The sequence below is a fragment of the Tardiphaga sp. vice154 genome (assembly GCF_007018645.1).
Taxonomy (GTDB): domain Bacteria; phylum Pseudomonadota; class Alphaproteobacteria; order Rhizobiales; family Xanthobacteraceae; genus Tardiphaga.
In genome coordinates this window covers 85,637-108,923 of the sequence record NZ_CP041399.1, presented here as the reverse complement: position 1 = coordinate 108,923, position 23,287 = coordinate 85,637, and the positions used below count along the sequence as shown (strand labels likewise).

At 64.8% G+C, this 23,287-nt stretch carries 22 protein-coding genes; 17 read left to right on the top strand and 5 right to left on the bottom strand.

Annotated elements, in window-relative coordinates; genetic code table 11:
* Positions 1 to 127: 127 nt before the first annotated feature.
* Entirely contained in the window at positions 128 to 970 is an 843-nt protein-coding gene (locus FIU28_RS00445) for a universal stress protein (protein ID WP_143571154.1), read from the top strand.
* A gap of 78 nt (positions 971 to 1,048) precedes the next feature.
* On the top strand, positions 1,049 to 1,423 hold the full coding sequence (locus FIU28_RS00440; RefSeq protein ID WP_143571153.1) for a nuclear transport factor 2 family protein: 375 nt from the start codon (positions 1,049 to 1,051) through the stop codon (positions 1,421 to 1,423).
* Here the strand turns inward: FIU28_RS00440 and FIU28_RS00435 are convergent, their stop codons facing one another.
* Complete coding sequence (locus FIU28_RS00435) at positions 1,424 to 2,479, bottom strand: polysaccharide deacetylase family protein (RefSeq protein WP_143575964.1); 1,056 nt, start codon at positions 2,477 to 2,479, stop codon at positions 1,424 to 1,426.
* A gap of 165 nt (positions 2,480 to 2,644) precedes the next feature.
* On the opposite strand from FIU28_RS00435, the gene FIU28_RS00430 reads away from it, so the two are divergent.
* The 5 genes from FIU28_RS00430 (at position 2,645) to FIU28_RS00410 (ending at position 7,490) form a co-directional block, all read left to right on the top strand.
* Positions 2,645 to 4,042 (top strand): OmpA family protein, encoded by a 1,398-nt coding sequence (locus FIU28_RS00430; protein WP_143571152.1) that lies wholly within the window; start codon positions 2,645 to 2,647, stop codon positions 4,040 to 4,042.
* Complete coding sequence (locus FIU28_RS00425; RefSeq protein ID WP_143571151.1) at positions 4,042 to 4,344, top strand: hypothetical protein; 303 nt, start codon at positions 4,042 to 4,044, stop codon at positions 4,342 to 4,344. The genes FIU28_RS00430 and FIU28_RS00425 overlap by 1 nt, the downstream gene beginning before the upstream one ends.
* Positions 4,345 to 4,346: 2 nt before the next feature.
* A complete protein-coding gene (locus tag FIU28_RS00420) occupies positions 4,347 to 4,862 on the top strand; it encodes a DinB family protein (protein WP_143571150.1) in 516 nt (171 codons plus the stop codon).
* Positions 4,863 to 5,111: 249 nt separating this feature from the next.
* Complete coding sequence (locus FIU28_RS00415) at positions 5,112 to 6,161, top strand: lysylphosphatidylglycerol synthase domain-containing protein (RefSeq protein ID WP_143571149.1); 1,050 nt, start codon at positions 5,112 to 5,114, stop codon at positions 6,159 to 6,161.
* A 33-nt stretch (positions 6,162 to 6,194) separates the two neighbouring features.
* Entirely contained in the window at positions 6,195 to 7,490 is a 1,296-nt protein-coding gene (locus FIU28_RS00410; RefSeq protein WP_143571148.1) for an ATP-binding protein, read from the top strand.
* Positions 7,491 to 7,699: 209 nt separating this feature from the next.
* On the opposite strand, the gene FIU28_RS00405 is transcribed toward FIU28_RS00410, so the two are convergent.
* Positions 7,700 to 8,212 carry a GcrA family cell cycle regulator gene (locus tag FIU28_RS00405; RefSeq protein WP_143571147.1) on the bottom strand — a complete coding sequence of 171 codons (513 nt, stop codon included), beginning with the start codon at positions 8,210 to 8,212 and terminating at the stop codon, positions 7,700 to 7,702.
* A 447-nt stretch (positions 8,213 to 8,659) separates the two neighbouring features.
* Between FIU28_RS00405 and FIU28_RS00400 the strand changes: the two genes are divergently transcribed.
* The 4 genes from FIU28_RS00400 to FIU28_RS00385 all read left to right on the top strand — a co-directional run bounded on the left by FIU28_RS00400 (position 8,660) and on the right by FIU28_RS00385 (position 13,909).
* Complete coding sequence (locus FIU28_RS00400) at positions 8,660 to 9,865, top strand: aspartate aminotransferase family protein (RefSeq protein ID WP_143571146.1); 1,206 nt, start codon at positions 8,660 to 8,662, stop codon at positions 9,863 to 9,865.
* Positions 9,865 to 10,791, top strand: a complete 927-nt coding sequence (gene argF, locus FIU28_RS00395) for an ornithine carbamoyltransferase (RefSeq protein ID WP_143571145.1) — start codon at positions 9,865 to 9,867, stop codon at positions 10,789 to 10,791. Before FIU28_RS00400 ends, argF begins: the two co-directional genes overlap by 1 nt.
* Positions 10,792 to 11,082: 291 nt before the next feature.
* The gene (locus FIU28_RS00390) at positions 11,083 to 12,084 is read left to right on the top strand and encodes an Hsp33 family molecular chaperone (RefSeq protein WP_143571144.1); all 1,002 of its coding nucleotides are present in this window, start codon (positions 11,083 to 11,085) and stop codon (positions 12,082 to 12,084) included.
* Between the two features lie 199 nt (positions 12,085 to 12,283).
* Positions 12,284 to 13,909, top strand: coding sequence for a GMC family oxidoreductase (locus tag FIU28_RS00385; protein ID WP_143571143.1), 1,626 nt, complete (start codon positions 12,284 to 12,286; stop codon positions 13,907 to 13,909).
* 165 nt (positions 13,910 to 14,074) lie between these two features.
* On the opposite strand, the gene FIU28_RS00380 is transcribed toward FIU28_RS00385, so the two are convergent.
* Positions 14,075 to 16,189 (bottom strand): molybdopterin-dependent oxidoreductase, encoded by a 2,115-nt coding sequence (locus FIU28_RS00380; protein WP_143571142.1) that lies wholly within the window; start codon positions 16,187 to 16,189, stop codon positions 14,075 to 14,077.
* A gap of 97 nt (positions 16,190 to 16,286) precedes the next feature.
* The gene (locus FIU28_RS00375; protein ID WP_168202825.1) at positions 16,287 to 16,487 is read right to left on the bottom strand and encodes a hypothetical protein; all 201 of its coding nucleotides are present in this window, start codon (positions 16,485 to 16,487) and stop codon (positions 16,287 to 16,289) included.
* Positions 16,488 to 16,629: 142 nt separating this feature from the next.
* Here FIU28_RS00375 and FIU28_RS00370 point away from each other — a divergent pair, with 142 nt between their 5' ends.
* From FIU28_RS00370 to FIU28_RS00355, 4 genes are all read left to right on the top strand, one after another.
* Complete coding sequence (locus FIU28_RS00370) at positions 16,630 to 17,907, top strand: MFS transporter (protein WP_143571140.1); 1,278 nt, start codon at positions 16,630 to 16,632, stop codon at positions 17,905 to 17,907.
* 116 nt (positions 17,908 to 18,023) lie between these two features.
* Entirely contained in the window at positions 18,024 to 18,224 is a 201-nt protein-coding gene (locus FIU28_RS00365) for a hypothetical protein (RefSeq protein WP_143571139.1), read from the top strand.
* Positions 18,225 to 18,353: 129 nt separating this feature from the next.
* Positions 18,354 to 18,812 carry a DUF4126 domain-containing protein gene (locus FIU28_RS00360; protein WP_143571138.1) on the top strand — a complete coding sequence of 153 codons (459 nt, stop codon included), beginning with the start codon at positions 18,354 to 18,356 and terminating at the stop codon, positions 18,810 to 18,812.
* Complete coding sequence (locus FIU28_RS00355) at positions 18,809 to 20,188, top strand: FAD-containing oxidoreductase (RefSeq protein WP_143571137.1); 1,380 nt, start codon at positions 18,809 to 18,811, stop codon at positions 20,186 to 20,188. Before FIU28_RS00360 ends, FIU28_RS00355 begins: the two co-directional genes overlap by 4 nt.
* Here the strand turns inward: FIU28_RS00355 and FIU28_RS26235 are convergent.
* Positions 20,185 to 20,352, bottom strand: coding sequence for a hypothetical protein (locus FIU28_RS26235; RefSeq protein ID WP_168202824.1), 168 nt, complete (start codon positions 20,350 to 20,352; stop codon positions 20,185 to 20,187). The two genes, FIU28_RS00355 and FIU28_RS26235, sit on opposite strands and share 4 nt — an antisense overlap.
* A 334-nt stretch (positions 20,353 to 20,686) precedes the next feature.
* Here FIU28_RS26235 and FIU28_RS00350 point away from each other — a divergent pair, with 334 nt between their 5' ends.
* Both FIU28_RS00350 and FIU28_RS00345 read left to right on the top strand, forming a co-directional pair.
* A complete protein-coding gene (locus FIU28_RS00350) occupies positions 20,687 to 22,738 on the top strand; it encodes a putative bifunctional diguanylate cyclase/phosphodiesterase (protein ID WP_246660827.1) in 2,052 nt (683 codons plus the stop codon).
* Positions 22,739 to 22,800: 62 nt separating this feature from the next.
* Positions 22,801 to 23,106, top strand: coding sequence for a hypothetical protein (locus FIU28_RS00345; RefSeq protein WP_143571136.1), 306 nt, complete (start codon positions 22,801 to 22,803; stop codon positions 23,104 to 23,106).
* Positions 23,107 to 23,287 lie beyond the last annotated feature (181 nt).

Here is a 23,287-nt window from a genome sequence, read left to right as displayed (position 1 = left end):
CAGTCGAAGTTCCCGCCGGCCCGGCAAATTCAGTTTTCAGTCCGGCGGGCACTCTGAGCTAAATCAACTCCATGGCGCAGAAGTTCTGTAGGGTCGCGGCAGAAAAACCACAGCGGGAGATCAGGGAATGGCGATCACGGATGTATTGCTGGTATTGCGGACCTATCCCGAGCCCACGCCGCTGCAGGTCGTCGAGGATGCGGACGCCATCGCCGGCTTGCTGGGCGCGCATCTGGCCGCCGTCGCCTGCGAGACGATCGTCGATGTCCCCGGCAGCATGTTGCCGACGTTGCTCATCAGTATTCCCGGGCTGATCGCCGACGAGGCGCGCAAGAGCCGGAAAAACGCCGAGGATCTGCTGGCAGCCTGCGAGGCCGCTGCCGGCCGGCGACAAGGCGCGTCCGTGGAGATCATCTTGGGGCGTGGCATCGCCGCCGAGGTGCCTGAAATCATGGTGCAGCATGCGCGGCTGCGCGACCTCACCATCGTGTCCGTGCCGGACAGCGATGATCCCTGGTATGCGGAAGCACTCATCTTCGGCTCGGGCCGACCGACTTTGGTGCTGCCGGAGCGACCGCGGACCCGACCCCTCGCGCTGGACACCATCCTGGTGGCGTGGGATTTCAGCCGCGCTGCGGCGCGCGCCGTTGCGGATGCGCTTCCGATCCTCGAAAAGGCCAAGCAGGTCCGCATCGTCACCGTCGGTGACGAGAAGCCGATCGACACCCCTCACTCGGCATCCGAACTGGCCAGAAACCTGGCGCGCCACGGCATCGACGTGGTGCTGGACGAGGTCAGTGCGGCCGATCGGGCCATCGGCGACGTTCTCGCCGCGCACGCGCAGTCGTGCTCGGCGGACATGATGGTGATGGGGGCCTACGGTCATTCGCGGTTCCGCCAGTTTATCCTCGGCGGCGCCACCCTGAGCATGCTCGCAGGCCCGCCGCTGCCGATCCTGTTCTCGCATTGACGCGCCTTTTGCATCATCGCGGGTGTGCCTCGGGCATTTTGTCGGCATAGTAGGGCGGACTCACACGGGAGATCTGCCTTGTCCTATGACCGTTCCACCGTCGAGACGGTGATCCAGCACTATTTCGACGGCCTCTATGAAGGCGACGCCGACAAGCTCGCCGCGATCTTTCATCCCACGGCGGATCTGCGCTGGGTGTCGAAGGGGCAGTTGCAGGTGCTGACGGTGCCGGACTGGATGGCGCTGGTGAAGCAGCGCGCCTCCGCCAAGTCGGAAGGCAAAGCGCGTGAGGATTTCATCGTCACGGTGGATCGCTCCGACGAGAACACCGCCTTCGTCAAGGTGCGCTGTCAGCTCCCGCCGCGCTATTTCACCGATTATCTGGTGGCGATGAAGCTCAGCGACGGCTGGCAGATCGTCTCCAAGGCCTATCGTTGCGATACGAGGGAATAGCTACGCTACGTGGCCTCGGCGAAAGCCGTTATACATCGCGGTGGCGGCGCCTGAGGTCAGCACCGGAAGATAGCGCGTGTCCTGGTAATTGCCGTTCAGCGAGACCCGCGGCAGCGCGGTGATCTGTTCGGCGTTGTCGGCGAAGATCACCCCGGGGCGCGTCGTCACCGCCGTGGCATAGCCAGCCTGCTGCGCCAGCGCGAATTCGCGCGGGCCCGCGGCGCAGCGATCGCCATAGGGATAGGCCAGATGAACCGCGGGGCGCTGCAACTCGGCCTCGATCCGGGTGCGGCTGCCGATCAGCTCATGCAGCGCATCGGGCTGGCTCTGCTTGGCGAGGTTGCCATGGCTGACGCTGTGGCCTCCGATCGTCACCAAGGGGTCGGCGGCAAACGGCTTCAACTCGTCCCACGACATGCACAATTCGCCGCTGATGGCGTCCTCATTGACGCCATGGGCGGCGCATAATGCCGTCATCTGGCGGCGAAGCTCCGGATCGCTCAATCCGCGCAACCAGCCATGCAGCCGGTCGAACGCCATTTCCTTGCCCGGCAGCGTCGAGGTGTCGAGCCGGACCATGTCGCCATCGATCGGCGCCTCGATGGCGGAAGCCCCGGCGATCACCCGTTCCAGGGCGATCCACCACAGCCGGCCGGTGCCCTGCGCGAAGTCGCTGGTGACGTAGACCGCAAGCGGGGCATCGAAATCCTGCATCGCCGGCAGCGCGAAATCGCGGTTGTCGCGGTAGCCGTCATCGCAGGTGAAGCAGGCGAAGCGACGCGAAAAGTCCTGTTCCGCCAGCCGTCGCTGCAATTCGTCGGGCGTGACGATGTCGATGTCGGAAGCCCGGATATAAGCCAGCGTCGCGCGCAGGAAGTCGGGGGTGATCTCGAGATGGCGGTTCGGCTGGAACAGGCCGGCATGCGCCGGGCGGACATGATGCAGCATGAAAATGTTGCCGACGCCGCCGAAGATCGGCTTCAGGACCCGATGGGCGCCACTGAAATACAGCGCGTCCAGACCGGCGCGGATCATCGTATTCCGGATCTGCTTCATCATATGACCGAGCAATTGATGCTATCCAGTGACACAAACAGAAACAATTGAATAAAGCGTTATCCCGGTACCCCTTATCCTACCCTCGACCGCGCGGGAATACAGTTTGACAGTCGCGCAAGGGTTTGTTTTCACTCTGTTTCCAGACCCCCCACAGGACTTCGAATGCACGGACTTTTCAAGTGGAGCAACAAATGGTGGCCTGGCCTGGTTCCGCTTGCCGTTCTGTGGGTTGCGGCAGCCTGGGTTAGCACAGTTCTGCTGGAAGCCGACATCGCCGCGCGCAGCACGGTGGCGCTGAAAAACACCGTCCTCGACAAGACCCGGATCGCGGTGGCCGGCCGCGACGTTTCGCTGGCGGCCGAGGCGTTTTCCGAAGATGGCCGCCGCAGCGCGCTGTCGTCCGTCGAGGCCGCACCGATGGTCAGGCTGGTCAATGACGGAACCCGGCTGGTCCAGCAGGCCAAGCCCTTCGTCTGGGTAGCCGAACGCGACAATGTCCGGGTGACGCTGTGGGGGACCGCCCCGCTGCCCGCCAGCAAGGCGCGCATCGCCGAGGCTGCCCGCGCCGCATTGTCCGGCACCGAAGTGTCCGATCGCATGGGGTTGGCGCGCGGCGCGCCTTCGCGCTTCGATGCCGCGGTGTTGCTGCTGATCGACCAGATCGCCAAGCTGAAGGACGGCAAGATCGTGGTGTCCGACAACAGTGTCAGCCTGTCCGGCATGGCCCGCGATCTCGGCGGCCGCGAGGCGATCGCGGCGGCGCTGAAGAACCTGCCGGAGGGCTTCTCGGTCGCCACCAACGACGTCAAGGCTCCGCCTTACATCTTCCAGGCTAACAAGGACCCGGTCGCGGTAACGCTGACGTTGAGCGGTTATGTGCCGGACAACAATGTGCACGCCGTGCTGGCCGCGACCGCGGGCCGCAAATTCGCCAATGAGAAGATCATCGACAATCTGAAGGCCAGCATCGGCGCGCCCAGCGGCTTTTCGGCCGCGGTCACCTCGGCGCTGGCCGCGCTGTCGCGGCTGTCCACCGGCACGCTGGTGGTGTCCGACCGCGAGGTCCGCCTGTCCGGCGACGCGCTGTTCGAAATTGCGGCCAGCCAGATCCGCTCCGGGCTGGCGCAGGAACTGCCGCAGGGCTGGACGGTCAAGCCGGAAGTCTCGGTCAAGCCGGCGGCGTCGCCGGTGGATTCGACGGTGTGCCAGCAATTGTTCACCCAGAACCTGACCAAGGGCCGGATCCGGTTCGAGGCCTCCAGCGCCAGCATCAACGCCGATTCGGCGGGGCTGCTGGACCGCCTGATTGAAACCGCGATGCGTTGTCCGGCGGCCAATATCGACATCATCGGCCACACCGATGGCGACGGCGACCCCGGCTTCAACCAGACCCTGTCCGAAAAGCGGGCCGCGGCGGTGCGGGACTATCTGGTCCGTGCCGGCCTGCCGGCGGAGCGTTTCACCACCCAGGGCTACGGCGCGAGCCAGCCGATCGCGGTCAACAATACCGAGCAAGGCAAGTCGCAGAACCGCCGTATCGAATTCATGGTGAAACAATAATGATCGATCTGGCATATTTTCTGTGGGGCTGGCTGCTCGGCGCCGCAGCGCTCGGTTTCTGCATGGGCTGGATTGCCGTCATCACCCGCACCCGGCCGGTGCCGCGGCGCTGGGTGCAGGGCCTGGCGGTGCTCGCGGTGGTGATCGTCGGTATCGCGCTGGCCAGGCTGCTGCCGGGCCGGTTCGGCTATTGGCTCGATCTAGGCCTGGCGCTGTTCGCCTGCTATCTGGTCGGCTGCGCGATCGGTTCGTGGCTGCGCGATGGCGTCGTGGCCCGGCAGATGCGGGCATCCTCGGCGTAGCGATGAGCCTCCTTGCCCATTACCGGATGTTCGGGCGGTACAACGCCTGGGCCAATGCCCGGCTCTATCAGGCCGTGGCGTTGCTCGGTGCCGAACAGTTCAGCGCCGACCGGGGCGCCTTCTTCAAATCGGTCAAGGGAACGCTCAACCATCTGCTGGTGACCGACCGGATCTGGCAGCAGCGCTTCACCGGCGAAGGCGACGCGCCGGACCGGCTCGATGCCATCCTGTTCGAGCGTTTCGACGAGCTGCGGGCGGCACGGAGCGCCGAAGACGCCCGCATCGTCCGCTATGTCGATGGTCTCGACGAGGATCGCCTGGCCGGCGTCATCCGTTATCGGCGGGTATCGTCGCCTGAAACGTTCGAACAGCCGCTCGCCCCCGCGCTGGCGCACTGGTTCAACCACCAGACCCACCATCGCGGTCAGGCCCACGCGGTGCTGACGGGGCTGATCGGGGCGGCCCCCGAACTCGATCTGTTGTTTTACCAGCGTCTTGCCGACAAACCGGCGGGATAGAACCACGAAAGCTTCACGGCCGCATGCGTGGTCGTTGTGCTGCGATCGGCCGGTCGTCAATATGCCGCAGCGACTTGCGCAAATTCCGTCTGGGGTTTGGTAATTCGTACCTAATATATTGATGCAGCGGGTTTTTTGTTCAATTCCACTTTGCCGCAAAACACGCTAGGACAGGTTGTCCCGGCAGCGACGGCGGCAACGCCGAGGTTTGCCTGATTTCCCGGACGCGGGATCGCATTCGAGGTTGAGATGCTGGAAGCAATACGCAGGGCGATCTCGTTTCTGCGCCACAAGCAGATCCTGAAGAAGCTCGGTGTCCTGTTAAGCGTCGCGGTGATCGTGTTCGCCTGCTACATGCTCTATCACGAGCTGCGCAACATCAATATGGCCGCCGTCTACGAGGCGATGATCGGCACGGAACCGCGGCTGATCGGCCTCGCCGCGCTGTCGGTGGCGGCCGGCTATTTCACGCTGACATTCTATGACTGGTTCGCCGTGCGGGCGATCGGCCACGGCCATATCCCGTACCGCATCAACGCGCTTGCCGCCTTCTCCAGCTATGCGATCGGTCACAATGTCGGCGCCAGCGTCTTCACGGGCGGAGCGGTGCGCTACCGCATCTATTCGGCCTGGGGGCTGAACGCGGTCGACGTCGCCAAGATCTGCTTTCTCGCCGGGCTTACGTTCTGGCTCGGCAACGCCGCCGTGCTCGGCATGGGCATTGCCTATCATCCGGAGGCCGCCTCGGCGATCGACCAGCTACCGCCCTGGGTCAACCGCGTGATGGCCTTCGTACTGCTCGGCGGTCTTGCCGGGTACGTCGCGTGGGTCTGGGTCAAGCCGCGCAGCGTCGGCCACGGCACCTGGTCGGTACAGTTGCCGGGCGGACCGCTGACGCTGCTGCAGATCGCGATCGGGATCATCGATCTCGGTTTCTGCGCGCTGGCGATGTACATGCTGGTGCCGGACGAGCCCAACCTCGGCTTCGTCGTGGTGGCGGTGATTTTCGTCTCCGCCACCCTGCTTGGTTTTGCCAGCCATTCGCCGGGCGGGCTGGGCGTGTTCGATGCCGCGATGCTGGTCGGGCTGTGGCAGATGGACAAGGAAGAGCTGCTGGCCGGCATGCTGCTGTTTCGCGTGCTGTATTATCTGGCGCCGTTTTTTATCTCTGTCATCCTGCTGACGTGCCGTGAAATTATCATGGGCGCGCGCTCGAAGCGTTTATTGTCTCTTGAGACAGACGCGCCCGCGGTCCCCGTCGGACGACCGCTCAAGGAACATGGCGGCTCCGGCGCCTGAACTTCAATCCGGAGCAGGAAAAGAACCCGCCAGATGGTTGTTGAAGCTTCGCCCCCGAGCGTGTTTTCGCCGTGGCCAGACCGGTTGCGGCATGCCGCGATCATCCTGCTTGTGGCCGGGCTGGCGCTCGTGGCTCTCGTGCTGTTCGGCGAATTGTCGGCGCAGCGCGCGGTGATTGCCTTCGTCTGCATCACCGGCGCGGCGCTGGTGCCGTGGCGGCTGCACGACAAGACCACCTCGCGCGAAGAGGTACTGAGCGTCAATCCGGTGGAAGCGCCGGCGGTGCGCGCCATCGTCGCCGGCATGCCCGATCCGGCCGTGCTGCTCGATCGCGCCGGGCGCGTGTTGCATTTCAATTCCGCGGCCGGGCAATTGGCACCGGCCCTGCGCCGCAATGAGCTCGCACAATTCGCGCTGCGCTCGCCCGAGATCGTCACCGCTTTGCGCGAAGCCATCGCCACCACCGAGCCGCGCCGCGCCACCTATCTCGACCACGTCCCGGTGGACCGCTGGATGGAACTGCTGATCACCCCGGTTCCGGTGCCGACGCATTTCGGCGGCACCGACACCTGCATGCTGATGACGTTTCATGACCAGACGCCGTTGCGCCGGGTCGAGGAAATGCGCGCCGACTTCGTCGCCAATGCCAGCCATGAGCTGCGCACGCCGCTGGCCGCTCTGTCCGGCTTCATCGAAACGCTGCAGGGCCCCGCCAAGGACGACGCCAAAGCGCGCGAGCGTTTCCTCGGCATCATGCATACGCAGGCGAAGCGGATGGCGCGGCTGATCGACGATCTGCTGTCATTGTCGCGTGTCGAACTCACCGCGCATGTGCGGCCCGACATGCTGGTCGATATCCTGCCGATCATCCGCCAGGTCGGCGACGGTCTCGAACCGCTGGCGGCCGAACGCCAGGTCCGGATCGAGATGGAATTGCCGGATGCGCCGGTCATGATCGCCGGCGACCGCGAGGAACTGCTGCGCCTGTTCGAAAACCTGATCGAAAACGCGCTGAAGTACGGCGCCTCCGGCGGGCGCGTGCAGGTGTCGCTTGCGGCGTCGAACAATCTGGAAGGGGCCCCGGAAATCCGCGTCGCGGTACGCGATTTCGGTCCCGGCATTGCGCCGGAACATCTGCCGCGCTTGACCGAACGCTTCTACCGCGTCGATGTCGGCGACAGCCGCGCGCAGGGCGGTACCGGGCTCGGGCTTTCCCTGGTGAAACACATCCTCAACCGCCACCGCGGCCGGCTGCTGATCGAAAGCGTGCCGAAGAACGGCGCGACGTTCACGGCGGCATTCCCGCAACTGAAGGCGCCGCAGGCTTAGAGCCGAACTGTGTTGTGAGTTTGTCGCCATCTCCCCCGTCATCTTGAGGTGCCGTCGCTCTTGCGACGGCCTTGAAGGATGGACGTGGGCTGCGGCGCCTGTGGTCGCATCCTTCGAGGCTCGCCCAATGGGCGAGCGCCTCAGGATGACGGCGGTGGAATGCACGGAGAGATTATCCGGGCGCTGCGGGTCGCCGCAACGCCTTCACGTCAGCGCAGCGGCTTCGGTGCCTGACGGCGGCGGTCGCTGGCCGGCTGGTAGGCGATACGCGAGTGATGCGCGCAATAGGGCAGGCTCTGCAGGGCCTTGCCGCCGCAGAAGTAGAATTCCGAGCTCGACGGATCGCCGATCGGCCAATGGCAGGTCGCCTCGTTCAGCTCGACCAGCGTCAGACGCTGGCTCATCGGCACCACGTTGTCATAGGTGACCGGATCCGGTTCCATCTCGACTTCGTAATTCTGCGCCAGAGCGGTGTTGCCGCGCGCCACCGGGCGCGACATCCGCACCATCTGCTGGGCGACGGGGCGCGTCTTGCGCGGGCGCGGCGCGGCCGAAGACGGGCTCTTGGCACGACCGGACAGGCCGAGGCGATGCACCTTGCCGATCACGGCATTGCGCGTCACATTGCCGAGCTCGGCTGCGATCTGGCTGGCGGACAAGCCGCCTTCCCAGAGTTTTTTCAATTGCTCGACGCGGTCGTCGGTCCATGTCATTACCGTCATCGCAAATTCCCTTCGTGTCGCGCCGGGCCGATTAGGCTCGGCGCTGCGACTCCAGACTCAAAAACCCCTGCTGTCAGAATCCCTTAGCGCTCGCCGGGCGCAGAATTTTGCGACCAGGCGTTTTACGCCGCGTACAAGACTAAAGGATCAACCGCCGCACGAGATGTCGTATCCGACAGCGCAAAAGCTACAATATGCCGTGACTCGCGCGCAAGAGTCCGCCGGGGCGCGTCCACATGCTTCTGCCAGTAAAGCAGCAAAATCGGCTTTTTTGACGACTTCGGGTGGCCTCTGGACACCACTGCCAGGTTGACAGTCATCATGGCACACATAGAATAATGCACACGTGCCGCCTGCGAAAGGCGGCACGTTTCGTTTTGGGGTCCGTTGTCGGTCTCGGCGCCTTGGCCACCGACCACACCTTGAGCTTTTTCGATCGGACTGGTTATGACCAACAGCGCACCGTCTCATCTGCTTCCCGTATTCGCCAGGGCGGACGTCGCCTTCGAGCGCGGAGAAGGTGCATGGCTGATCTCGACCGAAGGCGAGCGCTATCTCGATTTCACCAGCGGCGTTGCGGTCAATGCGCTCGGCCACTGCCACCCGCATCTGGTGACGGCGCTGCAGGAGCAGGCGACGAAGCTCTGGCACATGTCGAACCTGTTCAAGAGCCCGGACGGCGAGCGTCTCGCAGCCAGGCTCTGCGAGCAGAGCTTCGCGGATTACGTGTTCTTCGCCAATTCGGGCGCCGAGGCGATGGAATGCGCGCTCAAAGTGACGCGGCACTATCACTTCTCCAAGGGGCATCCCGAGCGCAGCCGCATCATCACCTTTGAAGGCGCGTTCCATGGCCGCACGCTCGGCACGCTGGCCGCGACCGGCGCCGCCAAATATCTCGAAGGCTATGGCGAGCCGCTCTCCGGTTTCGACCAGGTTCCGCTCGGCGATATCGATGCCGTCAAGAACGCGATCGGCCTGAACACCGCCGGCATCCTGATTGAGCCGCTACAGGGCGAGGGCGGCGTGCGGGCGCCGTCGAACGCATTCTTTGGCCAGTTGCGCGACCTGTGCGACGAGCACGACATCCTCCTGGTTTTCGACGAAGTGCAAACCGGCATGGGCCGCACCGGCGAGTTGTTCGCCTATCAGCGCATCGGCGTCACGCCGGATGTGATGTCGCTGGCCAAGGCGCTCGGCGGCGGCTTCCCTATCGGTGCTTGCCTGGTGTCCGCGGAAGCGGCCAAGGGCATGGCGCCGGGCTCGCACGGCTCGACCTTCGGCGGCAATCCGCTGGCGATCGCGGCCGCGGGCGCGGTGCTCGACGTGATGTTGAAGCCGGGTTTCTTCGACCATGTAAAGAAAATGTCGCTGCTCCTGAAGCAGAAGCTGGCCTCGGCGGTCGATCGCTATCCGTCGGTGCTCAGCGAGGTGCGTGGCGAGGGCCTGTTGATCGGTCTCAAGGCCGTGGTGCCATCGGGCAATCTGGTCGCCGCGCTGCGCGATGCCAAACTGCTCAGCGTCGGCGCCGGCGACAATGTCGTACGCTTCCTGCCGCCCCTGATCGTCACCGAAGCGGAGATCGAGGAATCCGTGCAACGGCTGGAGCAGGCTTGCCTCGCGCTGTCGCCGGAACGCAAGCAGGGAGCCGCGTGATGAGCACCGCCCTGCGCCACTTCCTCGACCTCAATCTGATGCCGGCGGCCGAACTGCGCGGCATTCTCGACGCCAGCGTGGTGATGAAGAAGAAGCTGAAAGCCCATGCGAAGCCGGACCGGCCGCTGGAAAACAAGACGCTGGCGATGATCTTCGAGAAGCCCTCGACGCGCACCCGCGTCTCGTTCGAGGTCGGCATGCGCCAGCTCGGCGGCGAGGTCGTGATGCTGACCGGCGCCGAGATGCAGCTCGGCCGCGGCGAGACCATCGCGGACACCGCGCGCGTGCTGTCGCGCTTCGTCGATGCGATCATGATCCGCATCCTCAACCATGAATCGCTGATGGAGCTGGCAGCGAACGCCACGGTGCCTGTCATCAATGGCCTGACGCGGATCTCGCATCCGTGCCAGGTGATGGCCGACGTGATGACCTTCGAGGAACATCGCGGTCCGATCAAGGGCCGCACGGTGGCCTGGACCGGCGACGACAACAATGTGCTGATGTCATGGGCGCACGCCGCCGAGCGCTTCCAGTTCAAGCTCAACGTCGCGACGCCGCCGGAGCTGGCGCCGAAGAAATCGTTCCGCGACTGGATCAAGGCCAGCAACGCGCCGATCGTGCTTGGCACCGATGCCGATGCTGCGGTGCGCGATGCCGATTGCGTGGTCACCGACACCTGGTTCTCGATGGGCGACAAGGACGGCGAGACCCGGCACAATCTGCTGAAACCGTATCAGGTCAATGCCAGGCTGATGGGCCTGGCGCGACCCGACGCGCTGTTCATGCACTGCCTGCCGGCACATCGCGGCGACGAGGTTACCGACGAGGTGATCGACGGCCCGCAGTCGGTGGTGTTCGACGAGGCCGAAAACCGCCTGCACGCGCAGAAGGGGATTCTCGCCTGGTGCTTCGACGCGGTGGCGTAAAATCGACGCGACGCGCGGAAGCTGATGGATGCCCTCCCCCTTGCGGGGAGGGTAGGCCGAACGAGTGATGATGCGATAGCATCATCGGGCGTGGAGGCCGGGGTGGGGGTAGCCACAAACTCCGACGCTTGTGGTTACCCCCACCCGACCCGGCTTCGCTGCGCTACGCCGGGCCACCCATGGCGGACGAATTCGTCCGCCCGCCCCCGCAAGGGGGAGGGGAAGCAAGAGCCGCACTTTTCCCTCACCCCGGCCTTTCGGTTTCCGCCCGCCGCCCCCAGATAGGTCCGCATGACCACACATTTTCCAGATCCCGACGTTCCGCCCGATCTCCCCATCCGCGCGCCCTCGGCGGTGCCGATCGATGACGCCGTGCTGCCGTTCGAGGTGTCGCCGCTCGACCTGCGCGGACGGCTGACGAGGCTTGGCCCCGCACTCGACGAACTGCTCGACAAGCACGATTACCCCGCGCCGGTCGCCAAGCTGCTCGGCGAAGCGATCGTGCTGACAACGCTGCTCGGTTCCGCGCTGAAATTCGACGGCCGCTTCATCCTGCAGACCCAGACCGATGGTCCGGTGTCGCTGATGATCGTCGATTTCCAGGCGCCCGACCGCATGCGCGCCTATGCGCGCTTCGACGCCGAGAAACTCACGCCCGGCCTCACCACCGCGCAGTTGCTCGGCCGCGGCCACATGGCGATGACCGTGGACCAGGGTCCGGACATGAGCCGCTACCAGGGCCTCGTGGCGCTGGACGGTGGCAATCTGGAAGACGCCGCGCATGAATATTTTGCGCGCTCGGAGCAGATCCCGACCCGCGTGCGGCTCGCCGTCGGCGAGGAATGGCGCACAAGCGAGAACGGCCCGCAGCATCGCTGGCGCGCCGGCGGCATGCTGCTGCAATTCCTGCCCAAGGCGCCGGAGCGCGCGCAGCGCGACATCTCGGGCGGTGACGCGCCGGAGGGCGTCGAGCTCGACGTGCCGCCGGAAGACGACGCCTGGCTGGAAGGCCAGTCGCTGATCGCGACGGTGGAAGACCTAGAGCTGATCGATCCCGACCTGTCCGGCGAGCGATTGTTGTTCCGGCTATTCAACGAACGCGGCGTGCGGGTGTTCTCGTCGCTGCCGTTGCAGGCGAAATGCTCCTGCTCGCGCGAGGCGGTCTCGGCGATGCTAAACAATTTCGCCGCGCAGGACCGCGCCGACATGGTCAAGGACGACAAGGTCGAAGTCACCTGCGAGTTCTGCAGCTCGGTCTACGAGTTCACGCCGCAAGAGGCCGGCGTCGAATAGCGCGGCGCCACACTCTCCGCCGTCATTGCGAGGAGCCCTTTGCGACGAAGCAATCCAGTCTTCAGCTGCGGCCCTTTGGATTGCAGCGTCGCTTCGCTCCTCGCAATGACGGGGATGGGACGCAGCCCAGCCAAGTGCCAGGGTCTGTTTACATTCGCAGCGTTTCCGCTTTTGCTTGCGGAAAAGCTCCGGAGGAAACATGACCACTGTCCCTGCAGGCCCGTCCCACGCCGCGGAATTCGACTACGTCATCGTCGGCGCGGGCTCCGCCGGCTGCGTGCTGGCGAACCGGCTCAGTGCCTCGGGCAAGCATTCCGTGCTGCTGCTGGAGGCAGGTCCCAAGGATCGCAACATCTGGATCCATGTGCCGCTCGGCTACGGCAAATTATTCAAGGCGAAGGCCGTCAACTGGATGTACCAGACCGAGCCGGAGCCCGGGCTCGACGGACGCAGCATCTTCCAGCCGCGCGGCAAGACGCTCGGCGGCTCCTCCTCGATCAACGGCCTGCTCTATGTGCGCGGTCAGCACGAGGATTACGATCGCTGGCGCCAGCTCGGCAATACCGGCTGGGGCTTTGATGACGTGCTGCCCTATTTCAAGAAAGCCGAGGACCAGCAGCGCGGCGGCGACGACTATCACGGCAGCGGCGGCCCGTTGCCGGTGTCCGACACGCGACATCCCGATCCACTTTCCGATGCGTTCATTGCCGCGGCGGTCGAGAGCGGGCTGCCGTTCAATCCGGATTTCAACGGTGCCGCGCAGGAAGGCGTCGGCCTGTTCCAGACCACGACGCGGCACGGCCGCCGCGCCTCCACGGCGGTGGCGTACCTGCGCCCGGCCTTGCGGCGCGGACAGGTGCGCGTCGAGACGGCGGCGCTGGCGCAGCGCGTATTGTTCGAGGGCCGTCGAGCCATCGGCGTCGAATACAAGCAGCATGGCGTCACCCATGTTGCGCGCGCCCGCCGCGAAGTGCTGGTCTGCAGCGGCGCCTTCAACACCCCGCAACTGCTGCAACTGTCCGGCATCGGCCCGGCCGCGCTGCTGCAGCAGCACGGCGTCGATCTGGTTATGGATGCGCCTGGCGTCGGAAACGACCTGCAGGACCACATGCAGGTCCGCATCGTGATGCGCTGCGCCCAGAAAATCACGCTGAACGACATCGTCAACCATCCCGTTCGCAAGGCGATGATGGCGCTGCAATATGCGGCGTTCCGCACCGGCCCGCTGACGATCGCGGCCGGCACCGCGGGGGCGTTCTTCAGGACCGATCCGCGGCTGGCGACGCCGGATATCCAGGTGCACTTCCTGCCGTTCTCAACGGACAAGATGGGGGAAGCGCTACATTCTTATTCCGGGTTCTCGGCCTCTGTGTGCCAGCTGCGCCCGGAGAGCCGCGGCTCGCTGCGCATTCGCAGCGCCGATCCTTCGGTGCCGCCGGAAATCCGCGTCAACTATCTTGCCACGCAGACCGACCGCACAGCGAATATCGAAGGATTGAAAATCCTGCGCAAGATGCTGAATGCGCCGGCGCTAAAGCCGTTCGTGGTGGAGGAGCTTGAGCCAGGCCTGAAGGTGGCAAGCGATGCGGATCTCTTGGCCTACTGCCGGCAGCGCGGCAGCACGATCTATCATCCGACCTCGACCTGCCGGATGGGCAATGATGCGATGGCCGTGGTCGACCAGCGCCTGCGCGTGCGCGGTATCGACGGCCTGCGCGTGGTCGATGGCTCGGTGATGCCGGATCTGGTGTCGGGCAATACCAACGCGCCGATAATCATGATTGCGGAGAAGGCGTCGGAGATGATCCTGCAGGATGCGAGGTAAGAAAAAGTCGGGCTGCGTCCTCACAGCTGTCGTCCCCGCGAACGCGGGACCCATAACCTCCGACATCGTAGTTCAAACGCAGAACGACGTTGCTCGCGCTTCACCTATCTCTCCAGCATGTATGGGTCCCCGTTTTCGCGGGGACGACGTGGAGAAAGTGGCGCGTCACACCACCTTCTTCACCCACACCTTGTTGTCGTGAAACGCCGCGCCGCCGTAGGGTGCTACGGCTTCTCCGCCGGTGAGCATGTTGATGCCCTGGCTGCCGATGTGGGACTTGTTGGGGTGCACTGATTCCGCGATTAGTACGCCGCGGCGCAGCCCCGGGAAGATCCGCGCGGTCAGCGTGGTCTCGCCGCGCGGATTGCCCAGCGTGACGGCGTCGCCATCGACAATTGAGAGGCCGGCCGCGTCGTCCGGATGCATCATCACGCAGGGCGCGCCCTCGCGGGCCTGCGACGACGGCGTCTCGTTGAAGCTGGTGTTGAGGAAGCTGCGCGACGGGCTGGTGGCGAGGCGAAACGGATGCGCATCGTCGGCCGCTTCCGTCACCGCCCAGTGGTCCGGAAAAGACGGCATCGCATCCCAGGCGCCCATCAGCCCGGCATTGGGCATCGGCACCGCGCTCCAGTCGGCCTTGAAGTGGAATTTGCCATCGGCGTGCGCGAAGCCGTCGAGATAATGCGAGGCGCGGAAGTCCGGCTGGATGTCGCGCCACAGCTCGGCCTGCAAGGCATCGATGCTGCCGCGGCCGCTGACCACAAGCGTCTCGTCGATGATCTCGCGCGGCGTCATGTCGAACGCGCGGTGGCTGGCGCCTAGCCGTGACGCCAGCCCTTGCAGCACCGCGTGGTTGGAGCGGCATTCGCCGGGCGCGTCGATCAGCTTCGCGCCGACCGAGATGTGCTGGTGACCACCGCCGTAATAGAGGTCGTCATGCTCCATGAACATCGTCGCGGGCAGCACGATGTCGGCCATCAGCGCCGTCTCGGTCATGAACTGCTCGTGCACCGCGACGAACAGGTCTTCGCGGGCAAAGCCTTCGCGCACCTTGGCCTGCTCAGGCGCTACCGTCATCGGATTGGTGTTCTGGATCAGCATCGCCTTCACCGGCGGGCCGTTCTTCAGCGCTTCTGCGTCGCCCGTCAGGATGCGGCCGATCTTCGACTGGTCGAGCCGGCGCGTCGCGGGGTCGAGCACGTCGAGACCCTCGATCAGCGTCTTGTCGAACTTCCAGATCGCGGCATTGTTGAAGAACGCGCCGCCGCCCTCATATTGCCAGGCGCCGGTGATGGTCGGGATACACAACGCCGCGTGCATCTGCGCGGCGCCATTGCGGCTGCGGGTGAAGCCGTAGCCGAGCCGGAAATACGAGCGCGGGGTTTCGCCCACCAGTCTGGCAAAGGCCTCGATCTCCGCGACGGGCACGCCACAGATGTCGGAAGCCCATTGCGGCGTGCGCGACGAAAGATGCGCTTCCAGTTCCGGCGAGGCATCGGTGTACTTCGCCAGATAGGCGCGGTCGGCCAACCCGTCGCGGAACAGCACATGCATCACGCCGGCCGCAAAGGCGCCGTCGGTGCCGGGCCGAAGCAGGATCTTGATGTCGGCCTGCTTCATGGTGTCGTTGTCGTAGATATCGACAACGGCGAGTTTGGCGCCGTGGTCCTTGCGGGCGCGGGCGACGTGGGTCATCACGTTGACCTGGGTGTTGACCGGGTTGGTGCCCCACACCACGATCAGATCGGACTTCGCCATCTCGCGCGGATCGACGCCGGCAACGCGGCCGGTGCCGGCCGAGAAGCCCGCCCAGGCGATGGTCGCGCAGATCGTGCTGTAGAAACGCGAGTATTTCTTTACATTGGCAAGGCGGTTGATGCCGTCGCGCATCACCAGCCCCATCGTGCCGGCGTAGAAATAGGGCCAAACCGATTCCGCGCCGAACGCGCGTTCGGCCTCACTGAACTTCGCGGCGATCTCGTCGAGCGCCTCGTCCCAGGAGATTTGCGCGAACTGCCCGGAGCCTTTCGGACCCGTGCGGCGCATCGGATGCATCAGCCGTTCGGGATGATGGATGCGCTCGGCATAGCGCGCGACCTTGGCGCAGATCACGCCGGCGGTGTAGCTCTGCTGTTTGGAGCCGCGCACCCGGCCGATCGTGGTGCCTCCGACCACCTCGATGTCGAGGGCGCAGGCGGAGGGACAGTCATGCGGGCAGGTCGAGTGCCGGATGTCGATTCTTGTATCGTCGGTGGCGTCGATCGCGGTCTGGATGTTCATGCCGCGAGATTATCATGGCGCAGCGCCATGGGAAGTCGTGGTTTGGCGTATTCGCGCGGCACGATACCGCCTGCATGGGCATGCAGGCGGCCCGATGCTATTTTTTCAAGGCGTCGCGCTGCGCGGTCAGCTTGTCAAGTTCCTCGTTCTGCTGGGTCAGACGATCGGCAATGCGTGACTCGGTCTGTTCGCCGGAAGCCGCCGCGGCCTGCTCGATCAATTGCCGGATGTTGTCACGCAGCACGGCAATACGATCGTCGAGTTCGGCGGCGGAAAAGGTAGGGTCCATGGTCGTCATGCTCCTGGCCCGAGGCGGGCGTTGCCACAGGACTCTACCGCGGGCGACGGCACCTTCCTACCGAATAATCGCGGGTCCCCCGGCGTCATCCGGCAGACGCGGCCTGTTGCCCTGTCGCAGGTTTCGTCGTACGCGAACCCGCATGAATGGTGAGATCAAGCCCACCCCGTCCGCCGAAAATAGCCCGCCGCGCGTCGGCATCGCTTTGATCGCCGCTATGGTGATCCTTACCTGCGGGCATGTGCTGTCGAACCTGCTGCGTACCACGCCGGCGGTGGCGATCGACGTGATGGCGGCCGACCTGCATTCCACCGCGCAGCGGCTGGCGGCGCTGACCGCGGCCTATCATTTCTCCTTCGCGTTGTTCCAGATTCCGATCGGCGTGGCGCTCGATCGTTACAGCATCCGCAACGTGTCGCTGGTGCTGTTCGGCGCCACGCTGCTCGGTGCGTGCATCGCGGCATTATCGCAGGGGCCGGCGAGCTTCCTGCTGGCGCAGATCATCATGGGGATGGCGACGTCGGGCATGCTGCTATGCCCGATGGCGCTGGCGGCCAAGCGGCTGTCGCCGGTGCAGTTCGGCCTGTGGTCCGGGCTGATCCTGTCGCTCGGCAATGGCGGCATGCTGCTGTCATCGGCGCCGCTGGCGTGGGTGGTCGAGCATTGGGGCTGGCGCAGCGGCTTCTGGCTGAGCGCTGCCGCCGCCTGCGTGGTGGCGCTGCTGGTGCTGCTGTTCGTGCCTAACGACAAGCCGTCGGCATCGACGCGCCGCGCGCTGCTGACCGAGATGATCACGGTGCTGCGGCTCGGCCTGTCACCGGCGTTGCGCGGCATCGTGATCCTGGCCTTCGTGTCGCTGGCAGTACAGCTCGTGTTGCGCGGGCTGTGGGCCGGGCCGTGGCTGATGGATATCAAGGGCCTGTCGCGGATCGCGGCCGGCAATGTGCTGCTGCTGTTCACGCTGGCATTGGTGCTGGCACCGACGCTGAGCGGCGTGGTCGATCGCCGGCTCGGCCATCGCCGCGGTCTGCTGCTCGGCTCGCAATTGCTCGCCGCCGCCCTGTTCGTGCTGATGGCGTGGGGCGGACCCGGCCAGCCGCTGTCCTCGCTGTTCGGCGTCGCGGTGATGCCGGTGTCGTTCGATATCGGCGCGCTGGTGCTGATCGGCCTCTTGGTCTGCGTGCAGCCGCTGATCTATGCGATGACGCGGCAGATGGTGCCGTCGGAGCATGTCGGCAAGGCGCTGTCGGCGGTTAACCTGTCATTCTTCCTCGGCACCGCCGTGATGCAGTCGGCGACCAGCCCGATCGCCGCGGCCTTTGGCCTGCCGGTAGTGCTGATGGCGATGGCTGGCATGCTAACGTGCGGTACGATGCTGTTCTTCGTCCTGACCCGCCCTGTTGCCCGCGCAAGCGCATGATAGTACCCGCGAGATCACGTCGGCAAGTTGCTGGAATTCGGCGCACGCCTGTGATCTGATGTGCATAACGACGCAATGCAAAATATCGCGCGCCGTTCTTGCAAGGAGACCATCGAATGCCTTTTCTCGTCAAAGGGACCGATACGTCGGGAATGATATCGCTCCGCCGCGACAGCGCCGAAGCGGCCTTGAAGAAAGCCCGCGAACTCACCGAAGATGGCTGCTGGGACGTCGAGATCACCGGGCCGGATGGTCAGACGCAAGACGCCGCGGCGTTCGAAGCGAATTACAGCGTGACGGCGGATCGCACGGGTTGAGCTTTGCTGCATTAGCTTCTGCATCCACATCCGGCTGATCTGCACCATCATCGGCGCGCTTGGCGTGTCGCCATGTCACCGCTACTCTCCTACCGCGTCGGCAGTACGGCCGGGCGGCAAGGAGGCGTCATGGTCTATCTGCTCGGATTGCCAATGGGCATTGTCGCCGGCCTGCGCGCGATGATGCCGGCGGCCGCTCTGAGCTGGGCTGCTTATCTAGGGCTGCTGAAACTCGACGGCACCTGGCTTTGGTTTCTCGGCTCCATCTGGACCGTCATCCTCTTCACCATCCTCGCCATCGGCGAATTGATCACCGACCAGTTGCTGTCGACGCCGAGCCGCAAGGTTCCGCCGCAATTTGGCGGTCGCGTCGTAATCGGCGCCCTGGCCGGCGTCGCCATCGCCGGGCCGGCGAACTGGATGCCAGGTGCACTGGCCGGCATCGTCGGCGCGGTGATCGGCACGCTCGGCGGCGCTGAACTGCGCGGCCGGCTCGCGGCGCATTTCGGCCGTGATCAGCCCGCTGCCTTCATCGAAGACGCCATCGCCATCGTCGGCGCGGCGCTGATCGTGCTGGCGCTGAAATGACCCGCGCATTCGATGCCATCATCGTCGGCGCCGGGCAGGCCGGCCCCGCGCTTGCCGGCCGGCTGACCGCCGCCGGCATGAAGGTGGCCATCGTCGAGCGCCATCTGTTCGGCGGCACCTGCGTCAATACCGGCTGCAAGCCGACCAAGACGCTGGTCGCCAGCGCCTATGCCGCGCATCTGGCGCGCCGCGGCGCCGAGTACGGCGTGATGATCGACGCGGTGCGTATCGACATGGCCCGTGTCAAGGCGCGCGCCGACAAGGTGACGCTGGATTCACGGGAAGGTGTCGAGCACTGGCTGCGCGGCATGAAGAACTGCACGGTGATCGACGGCCACGCGCGCTTCGAATCGCCCACCACGCTGCGCGTCGGCGCCGAGCTGCTGAGTGCACCGAAGATCTTCCTAAATGTGGGTGGTCGCGCCGCGCTGCCGGATATGCCGGGCATCCACGACATCACCTATCTCACTAACACCGGCATGCTGCAGCTCGATCGCGTGCCGAAGCATCTGGTGGTGATCGGCGGCAGCTATATCGGGCTGGAATTCGCGCAGATGTTCCGCCGCTTCGGCGCCGAGGTGACGGTGGTGGAGAAAAGCGCGCATCTGGTGGCGCGTGAGGATGTGGAAATCTCGGAAGCCATTCGCGAGATCCTGCTCGCGGAGGGGATCAACGTCCGCACCGGCGCGGAATGTATCAGTTTTCATCGGCATGCCGATGGTGTGGGAGTCGGCGTCGAATGCCGTGAGGGCGAACCGCAGATCGTCGGCTCCGACGTGCTGCTGGCTGTCGGCCGCCGTCCCAACACCGACGATCTCTGCCTCGACACAGCGGGCGTCGAACTGGATGCGCGCGGCTACATCAAGGTTGATGACGGCCTCGAGACCAACGTGTCCGGCATCTTCGCGATGGGCGACTGCAATGGCCGTGGTGCCTTTACGCACACCGCCTATAATGATTTCGAGATTATCGCCGCCAACCTGCTCGATGGCGCCAGCCGCAAGGTCAGCGACCGCATTGCCGGCTACGCGCTTTATATCGATCCGCCGCTCGGCCGCGTCGGCCTGACGCTGACGCAGGCGCGCGCCACCGGAAAGAAGCTGCTGGTCGGCTCCAGGCCGATGACCCATGTCGGGCGTGCCGTGGAGAAGGGCGAGACCGCGGGCCTGATGCAGGTGGTGGTGGATGCCGAAACGAAAAAGATCCTGGGCGCTGCAATCCTCGGCACGTCCGGTGACGAGGCCATCCACGGCCTGCTCGACGCCATGAATCTCGGCGCGGAATATACCAGGCTGCAATGGGTGGTGCCGATCCATCCCACGGTGTCGGAACTGATCCCGACACTGCTGGCTGGCATGAAGCCGGATAAAAGCTAGAAGCGCTTCACGATCATCAGCGTCAGCAAAATCGTGCCGCAGGTCGCCATCACCACCGCCATGTTGAGCAGGTTGCGCGCGGCGACCGCGACGGCGGAGGTCGGATAGACCGCCTGCGCAGCCTTGGCCCGCTTGCGCGGGGCGGATTGTTTCTTGCTGGTCATGTGGTCTCCAAAGAGGAGGGCCAGACCGCTGTACGGCCCGGCCCTGACGCCTTCCCTGCCGGGGTTCGCCCCCGATCGATGAACCACCATCGCATGAACCGCGGCTGGATTGCTTAAGCGGAATAGTGAATCGAATCCGACCGGTATCGATGGTTTACGAAACGATGCCGCCTGATACGGGCCGGCCGCGGAGTCGACCGCGACATCCCGGCCGCTGTGCGGGCTGTTCTGGTTCGCCGGACCGTTGATTGCCGTTAGTGCGGCGTTAACCGCACCCTATAATACCGCAAGCCTATTCACATACCTTAACCGGTTCCCGCCTAGAATTTGTTCCATGTTCGCCCTGCATCCCATGAAGATCTCCGAAGATGTTGCTGTGGCCGCGACCGGGGACACGTCTCTGCAGTCGCGGATACGGGGCGACCAGTTGCTCGCGGTGCGTCGCACCGTGCTGATGTCGATCCCGGTGAATGTCATGCTCGGGATTGCGTCGGTGCTGGTGGCCTGGCATGCCGGCCTCGGCGCGGAAGGCCTGGCCTGGTTCGCCGCCTCCAGTTCCGTCAACCTGCTGCGCGCGGTCCTGGCGCGGATGCCATTGCCATCAGAGCTCGACGGGCGAGGCTGGTCGGTCGATCAGCACCTGCTGGCGCACTGGGTGATGGCGCTGTCGGGCGGATCGGTCTGGGCGCTGATTGCGATCCTGTGCGACGGCTACACCTCGCCGCAGACCCTGTTCTATATCGCGATCCAGTGCGGCATCACCGCCGGCTCCGTGACCCATGGCTTTGCCTATTCGCCGATTCCGATCTCCTTCATCACGCCACCCTTGCTGGGCGCCATCGGCGGCCTGCTTTATGCCGGCGGCTTCGATCGCAACTGTCTCGCCGCCACGATACTCTTGTATCTGTTCGCGCTGATCCGCTCGTCGCGCGACAGCGAGACGGCCTTTATCGAAAACAGCCGGCTGAAGAATCAGGCGACGGCGATTTCACGTTCGCTGGAGATCGCCAATGACCAGGCGACCGGCGTCGCCGAAGAGATGCGCCACCGCGCCTCGCACGATGCGTTGACCGGCTTGCTCAATCGCAGCGGTTTTCTCGACGAGGCGCGCGGCTGCACCCACGACAATGCGCTAGGCTTCTGTTTGATGCTGCTCGATCTCGATGGCTTCAAGTCGATCAACGATGCCTTCGGCCATCGCGCCGGCGACAATTTGCTGATCGAGGTCGCAGCCAGGCTGCGCCAGGATCTGTCGGCCCGCTTCCTGGTGGCGCGACTCGGCGGCGATGAATTTGCGATGTTGTTTCCGATCGCGGTTGCCGATGAGGCGGAGGCGCTGGCGGCCCGGCTGATCGGCATCATTGCCGGCCCGTTCTCGGCGCTCGACAAGGGGCGCGTTGGAATCAGCATCGGGCTCTGTGCGCAGCCGCGCGTCGATATCGACGAGATGCTGGTATGCGCCGACGCGGCGCTCTATGCCGCCAAGAGCGGTGGACGCAACCGCTACCATGTGTTCGACGACGGGCTGCGTGCCCGTCTGGACATGCGCCGCGACGTCGAACGGGATCTCGGCAAGGCGTTGGCGGACGACGCGCTCGAGGTCTGGTATCAGCCGATTCTCGGCGATGGGGGCCGCAGTCTGAACAGTTTCGAGGCGCTGGTGCGCTGGAAACATCCCAAGCTGGGCTGGATTCCGCCGCAGGAAATCGTCGCGGTCGCCTCGCTGGCGGGGCTGTCCGAGCCGCTGATTCGCTTCATCCTGAAAGAGGTCTGCGGCATGATGCGAGCCTTGCAGGCGATGGGATTGCCCCATGTCCGGCTGGCGATGAACGTCTCGCCCCGCGAAATGCTGCAGGTGGATATCGACGAACTGGTGCTGGCGAAACTCAGCAAGGACGAGCTGCCGCCGGCGATGCTGGAGATCGAGATTACCGAAGAGACCGCCATGAACGTCCAGGCCGTACAAGGCAAGCTCGGTGCACTGTCCGCCGCCGGCGTGCAGATTACGATCGACGATTTCGGCGTCGGCTATTCCTCGCTCGGTGCCCTCAGGCAGTTGCACGTCAATCGCGTCAAGATCGACCGCGGCTTCGTGACCGGCATTTCCGGCTCTGCGGAAAACCAGGCGCTGGTGCAGGCGGTGCTCAATCTCGCGCAGTCGTTCAAGTTCGAGGTGGTGGCGGAAGGCATCGAGAGCGCGGAAGACCTGCGCAAGCTGCAGGACCTTGGCTGCCCGTTGATGCAGGGCTACTTCCTCAGCCGTCCGATGGCCGCGCACGACGCCATCGAATGGATCGGCCTGACGCAGCCGGCGGCCGTCACCGCGCGCACGGCTGGCTTCGCGGGTCGGCCATTGATCGAGGAAGCCCGGTTGACGCTGCAATAGGATGCCGCGCCGGAACCATCCGCGATCCCGGCGATTCATCCGCTCCCGGAGGAGCCGATCAGATGCCGAGCCCTGCAAAAAACACCGCGAAGTCGTCCGTCAAACCCGTCGGCCGCAAGCCTGCTCCCAGGAAGGCGGGACAGCCCGAATCACCGGATGTCTGGGCAACCCGCATCCTGCTGCACAGCCACGCCATTTCGCCGTGCGCCGAGCACGGCTTCATGCGATTGCGATTTCACCATGCCGCGATCGACTATGCCCACGCGCTGGCCGCCGCCGATCCGCTGCTCGGCAAGAGCAAGGCAAAATCCGTCGAAGCGCTGGATGAATTTCTCGATGGCCTCAACGACGACTGCCCGGCGTGTTGATGGCGGGATTTGTTGCGCAGCATCGTCGGATCGACAGGAAGTTTTAACCTCTCGACCTCACGAAAATACCGTCCCCTGTTCGTTCCGGAAGAACAAAGCAGCATTCTTCGGCACGGCGTCGAGCTTTGCCGTCATGCGGGATTGGGGCTGCCCCGTAGCCCTGGGCAGCAATGCAAGGTTG

Bases quoted from the DNA above. Each gene is read 5' to 3' on its own strand.
- FIU28_RS00445 (WP_143571154.1), top strand. From the start codon at position 128: ATGGCGATCACGGATGTATTGCTGGTATTGCGGACCTATCCCGAGCCC.
- FIU28_RS00435 (WP_143575964.1), bottom strand. From the start codon at position 2,479: ATGAAGCAGATCCGGAATACGATGATCCGCGCCGGTCTGGACGCGCTG.
- FIU28_RS00430 (WP_143571152.1), top strand. From the start codon at position 2,645: ATGCACGGACTTTTCAAGTGGAGCAACAAATGGTGGCCTGGCCTGGTT.
- FIU28_RS00425 (WP_143571151.1), top strand. From the start codon at position 4,042: ATGATCGATCTGGCATATTTTCTGTGGGGCTGGCTGCTCGGCGCCGCA.
- FIU28_RS00420 (WP_143571150.1), top strand. From the start codon at position 4,347: ATGAGCCTCCTTGCCCATTACCGGATGTTCGGGCGGTACAACGCCTGG.
- FIU28_RS00415 (WP_143571149.1), top strand. From the start codon at position 5,112: ATGCTGGAAGCAATACGCAGGGCGATCTCGTTTCTGCGCCACAAGCAG.
- FIU28_RS00410 (WP_143571148.1), top strand. From the start codon at position 6,195: ATGGTTGTTGAAGCTTCGCCCCCGAGCGTGTTTTCGCCGTGGCCAGAC.
- FIU28_RS00405 (WP_143571147.1), bottom strand. From the start codon at position 8,212: ATGACGGTAATGACATGGACCGACGACCGCGTCGAGCAATTGAAAAAA.
- FIU28_RS00400 (WP_143571146.1), top strand. From the start codon at position 8,660: ATGACCAACAGCGCACCGTCTCATCTGCTTCCCGTATTCGCCAGGGCG.
- argF (WP_143571145.1), top strand. From the start codon at position 9,865: ATGAGCACCGCCCTGCGCCACTTCCTCGACCTCAATCTGATGCCGGCG.
- FIU28_RS00390 (WP_143571144.1), top strand. From the start codon at position 11,083: ATGACCACACATTTTCCAGATCCCGACGTTCCGCCCGATCTCCCCATC.
- FIU28_RS00385 (WP_143571143.1), top strand. From the start codon at position 12,284: ATGACCACTGTCCCTGCAGGCCCGTCCCACGCCGCGGAATTCGACTAC.
- FIU28_RS00380 (WP_143571142.1), bottom strand. From the start codon at position 16,189: ATGAACATCCAGACCGCGATCGACGCCACCGACGATACAAGAATCGAC.
- FIU28_RS00375 (WP_168202825.1), bottom strand. From the start codon at position 16,487: ATGACGACCATGGACCCTACCTTTTCCGCCGCCGAACTCGACGATCGT.
- FIU28_RS00370 (WP_143571140.1), top strand. From the start codon at position 16,630: ATGAATGGTGAGATCAAGCCCACCCCGTCCGCCGAAAATAGCCCGCCG.
- FIU28_RS00365 (WP_143571139.1), top strand. From the start codon at position 18,024: ATGCCTTTTCTCGTCAAAGGGACCGATACGTCGGGAATGATATCGCTC.
- FIU28_RS00360 (WP_143571138.1), top strand. From the start codon at position 18,354: ATGGTCTATCTGCTCGGATTGCCAATGGGCATTGTCGCCGGCCTGCGC.
- FIU28_RS00355 (WP_143571137.1), top strand. From the start codon at position 18,809: ATGACCCGCGCATTCGATGCCATCATCGTCGGCGCCGGGCAGGCCGGC.
- FIU28_RS26235 (WP_168202824.1), bottom strand. From the start codon at position 20,352: ATGACCAGCAAGAAACAATCCGCCCCGCGCAAGCGGGCCAAGGCTGCG.
- FIU28_RS00350 (WP_246660827.1), top strand. From the start codon at position 20,687: ATGTTCGCCCTGCATCCCATGAAGATCTCCGAAGATGTTGCTGTGGCC.
- FIU28_RS00345 (WP_143571136.1), top strand. From the start codon at position 22,801: ATGCCGAGCCCTGCAAAAAACACCGCGAAGTCGTCCGTCAAACCCGTC.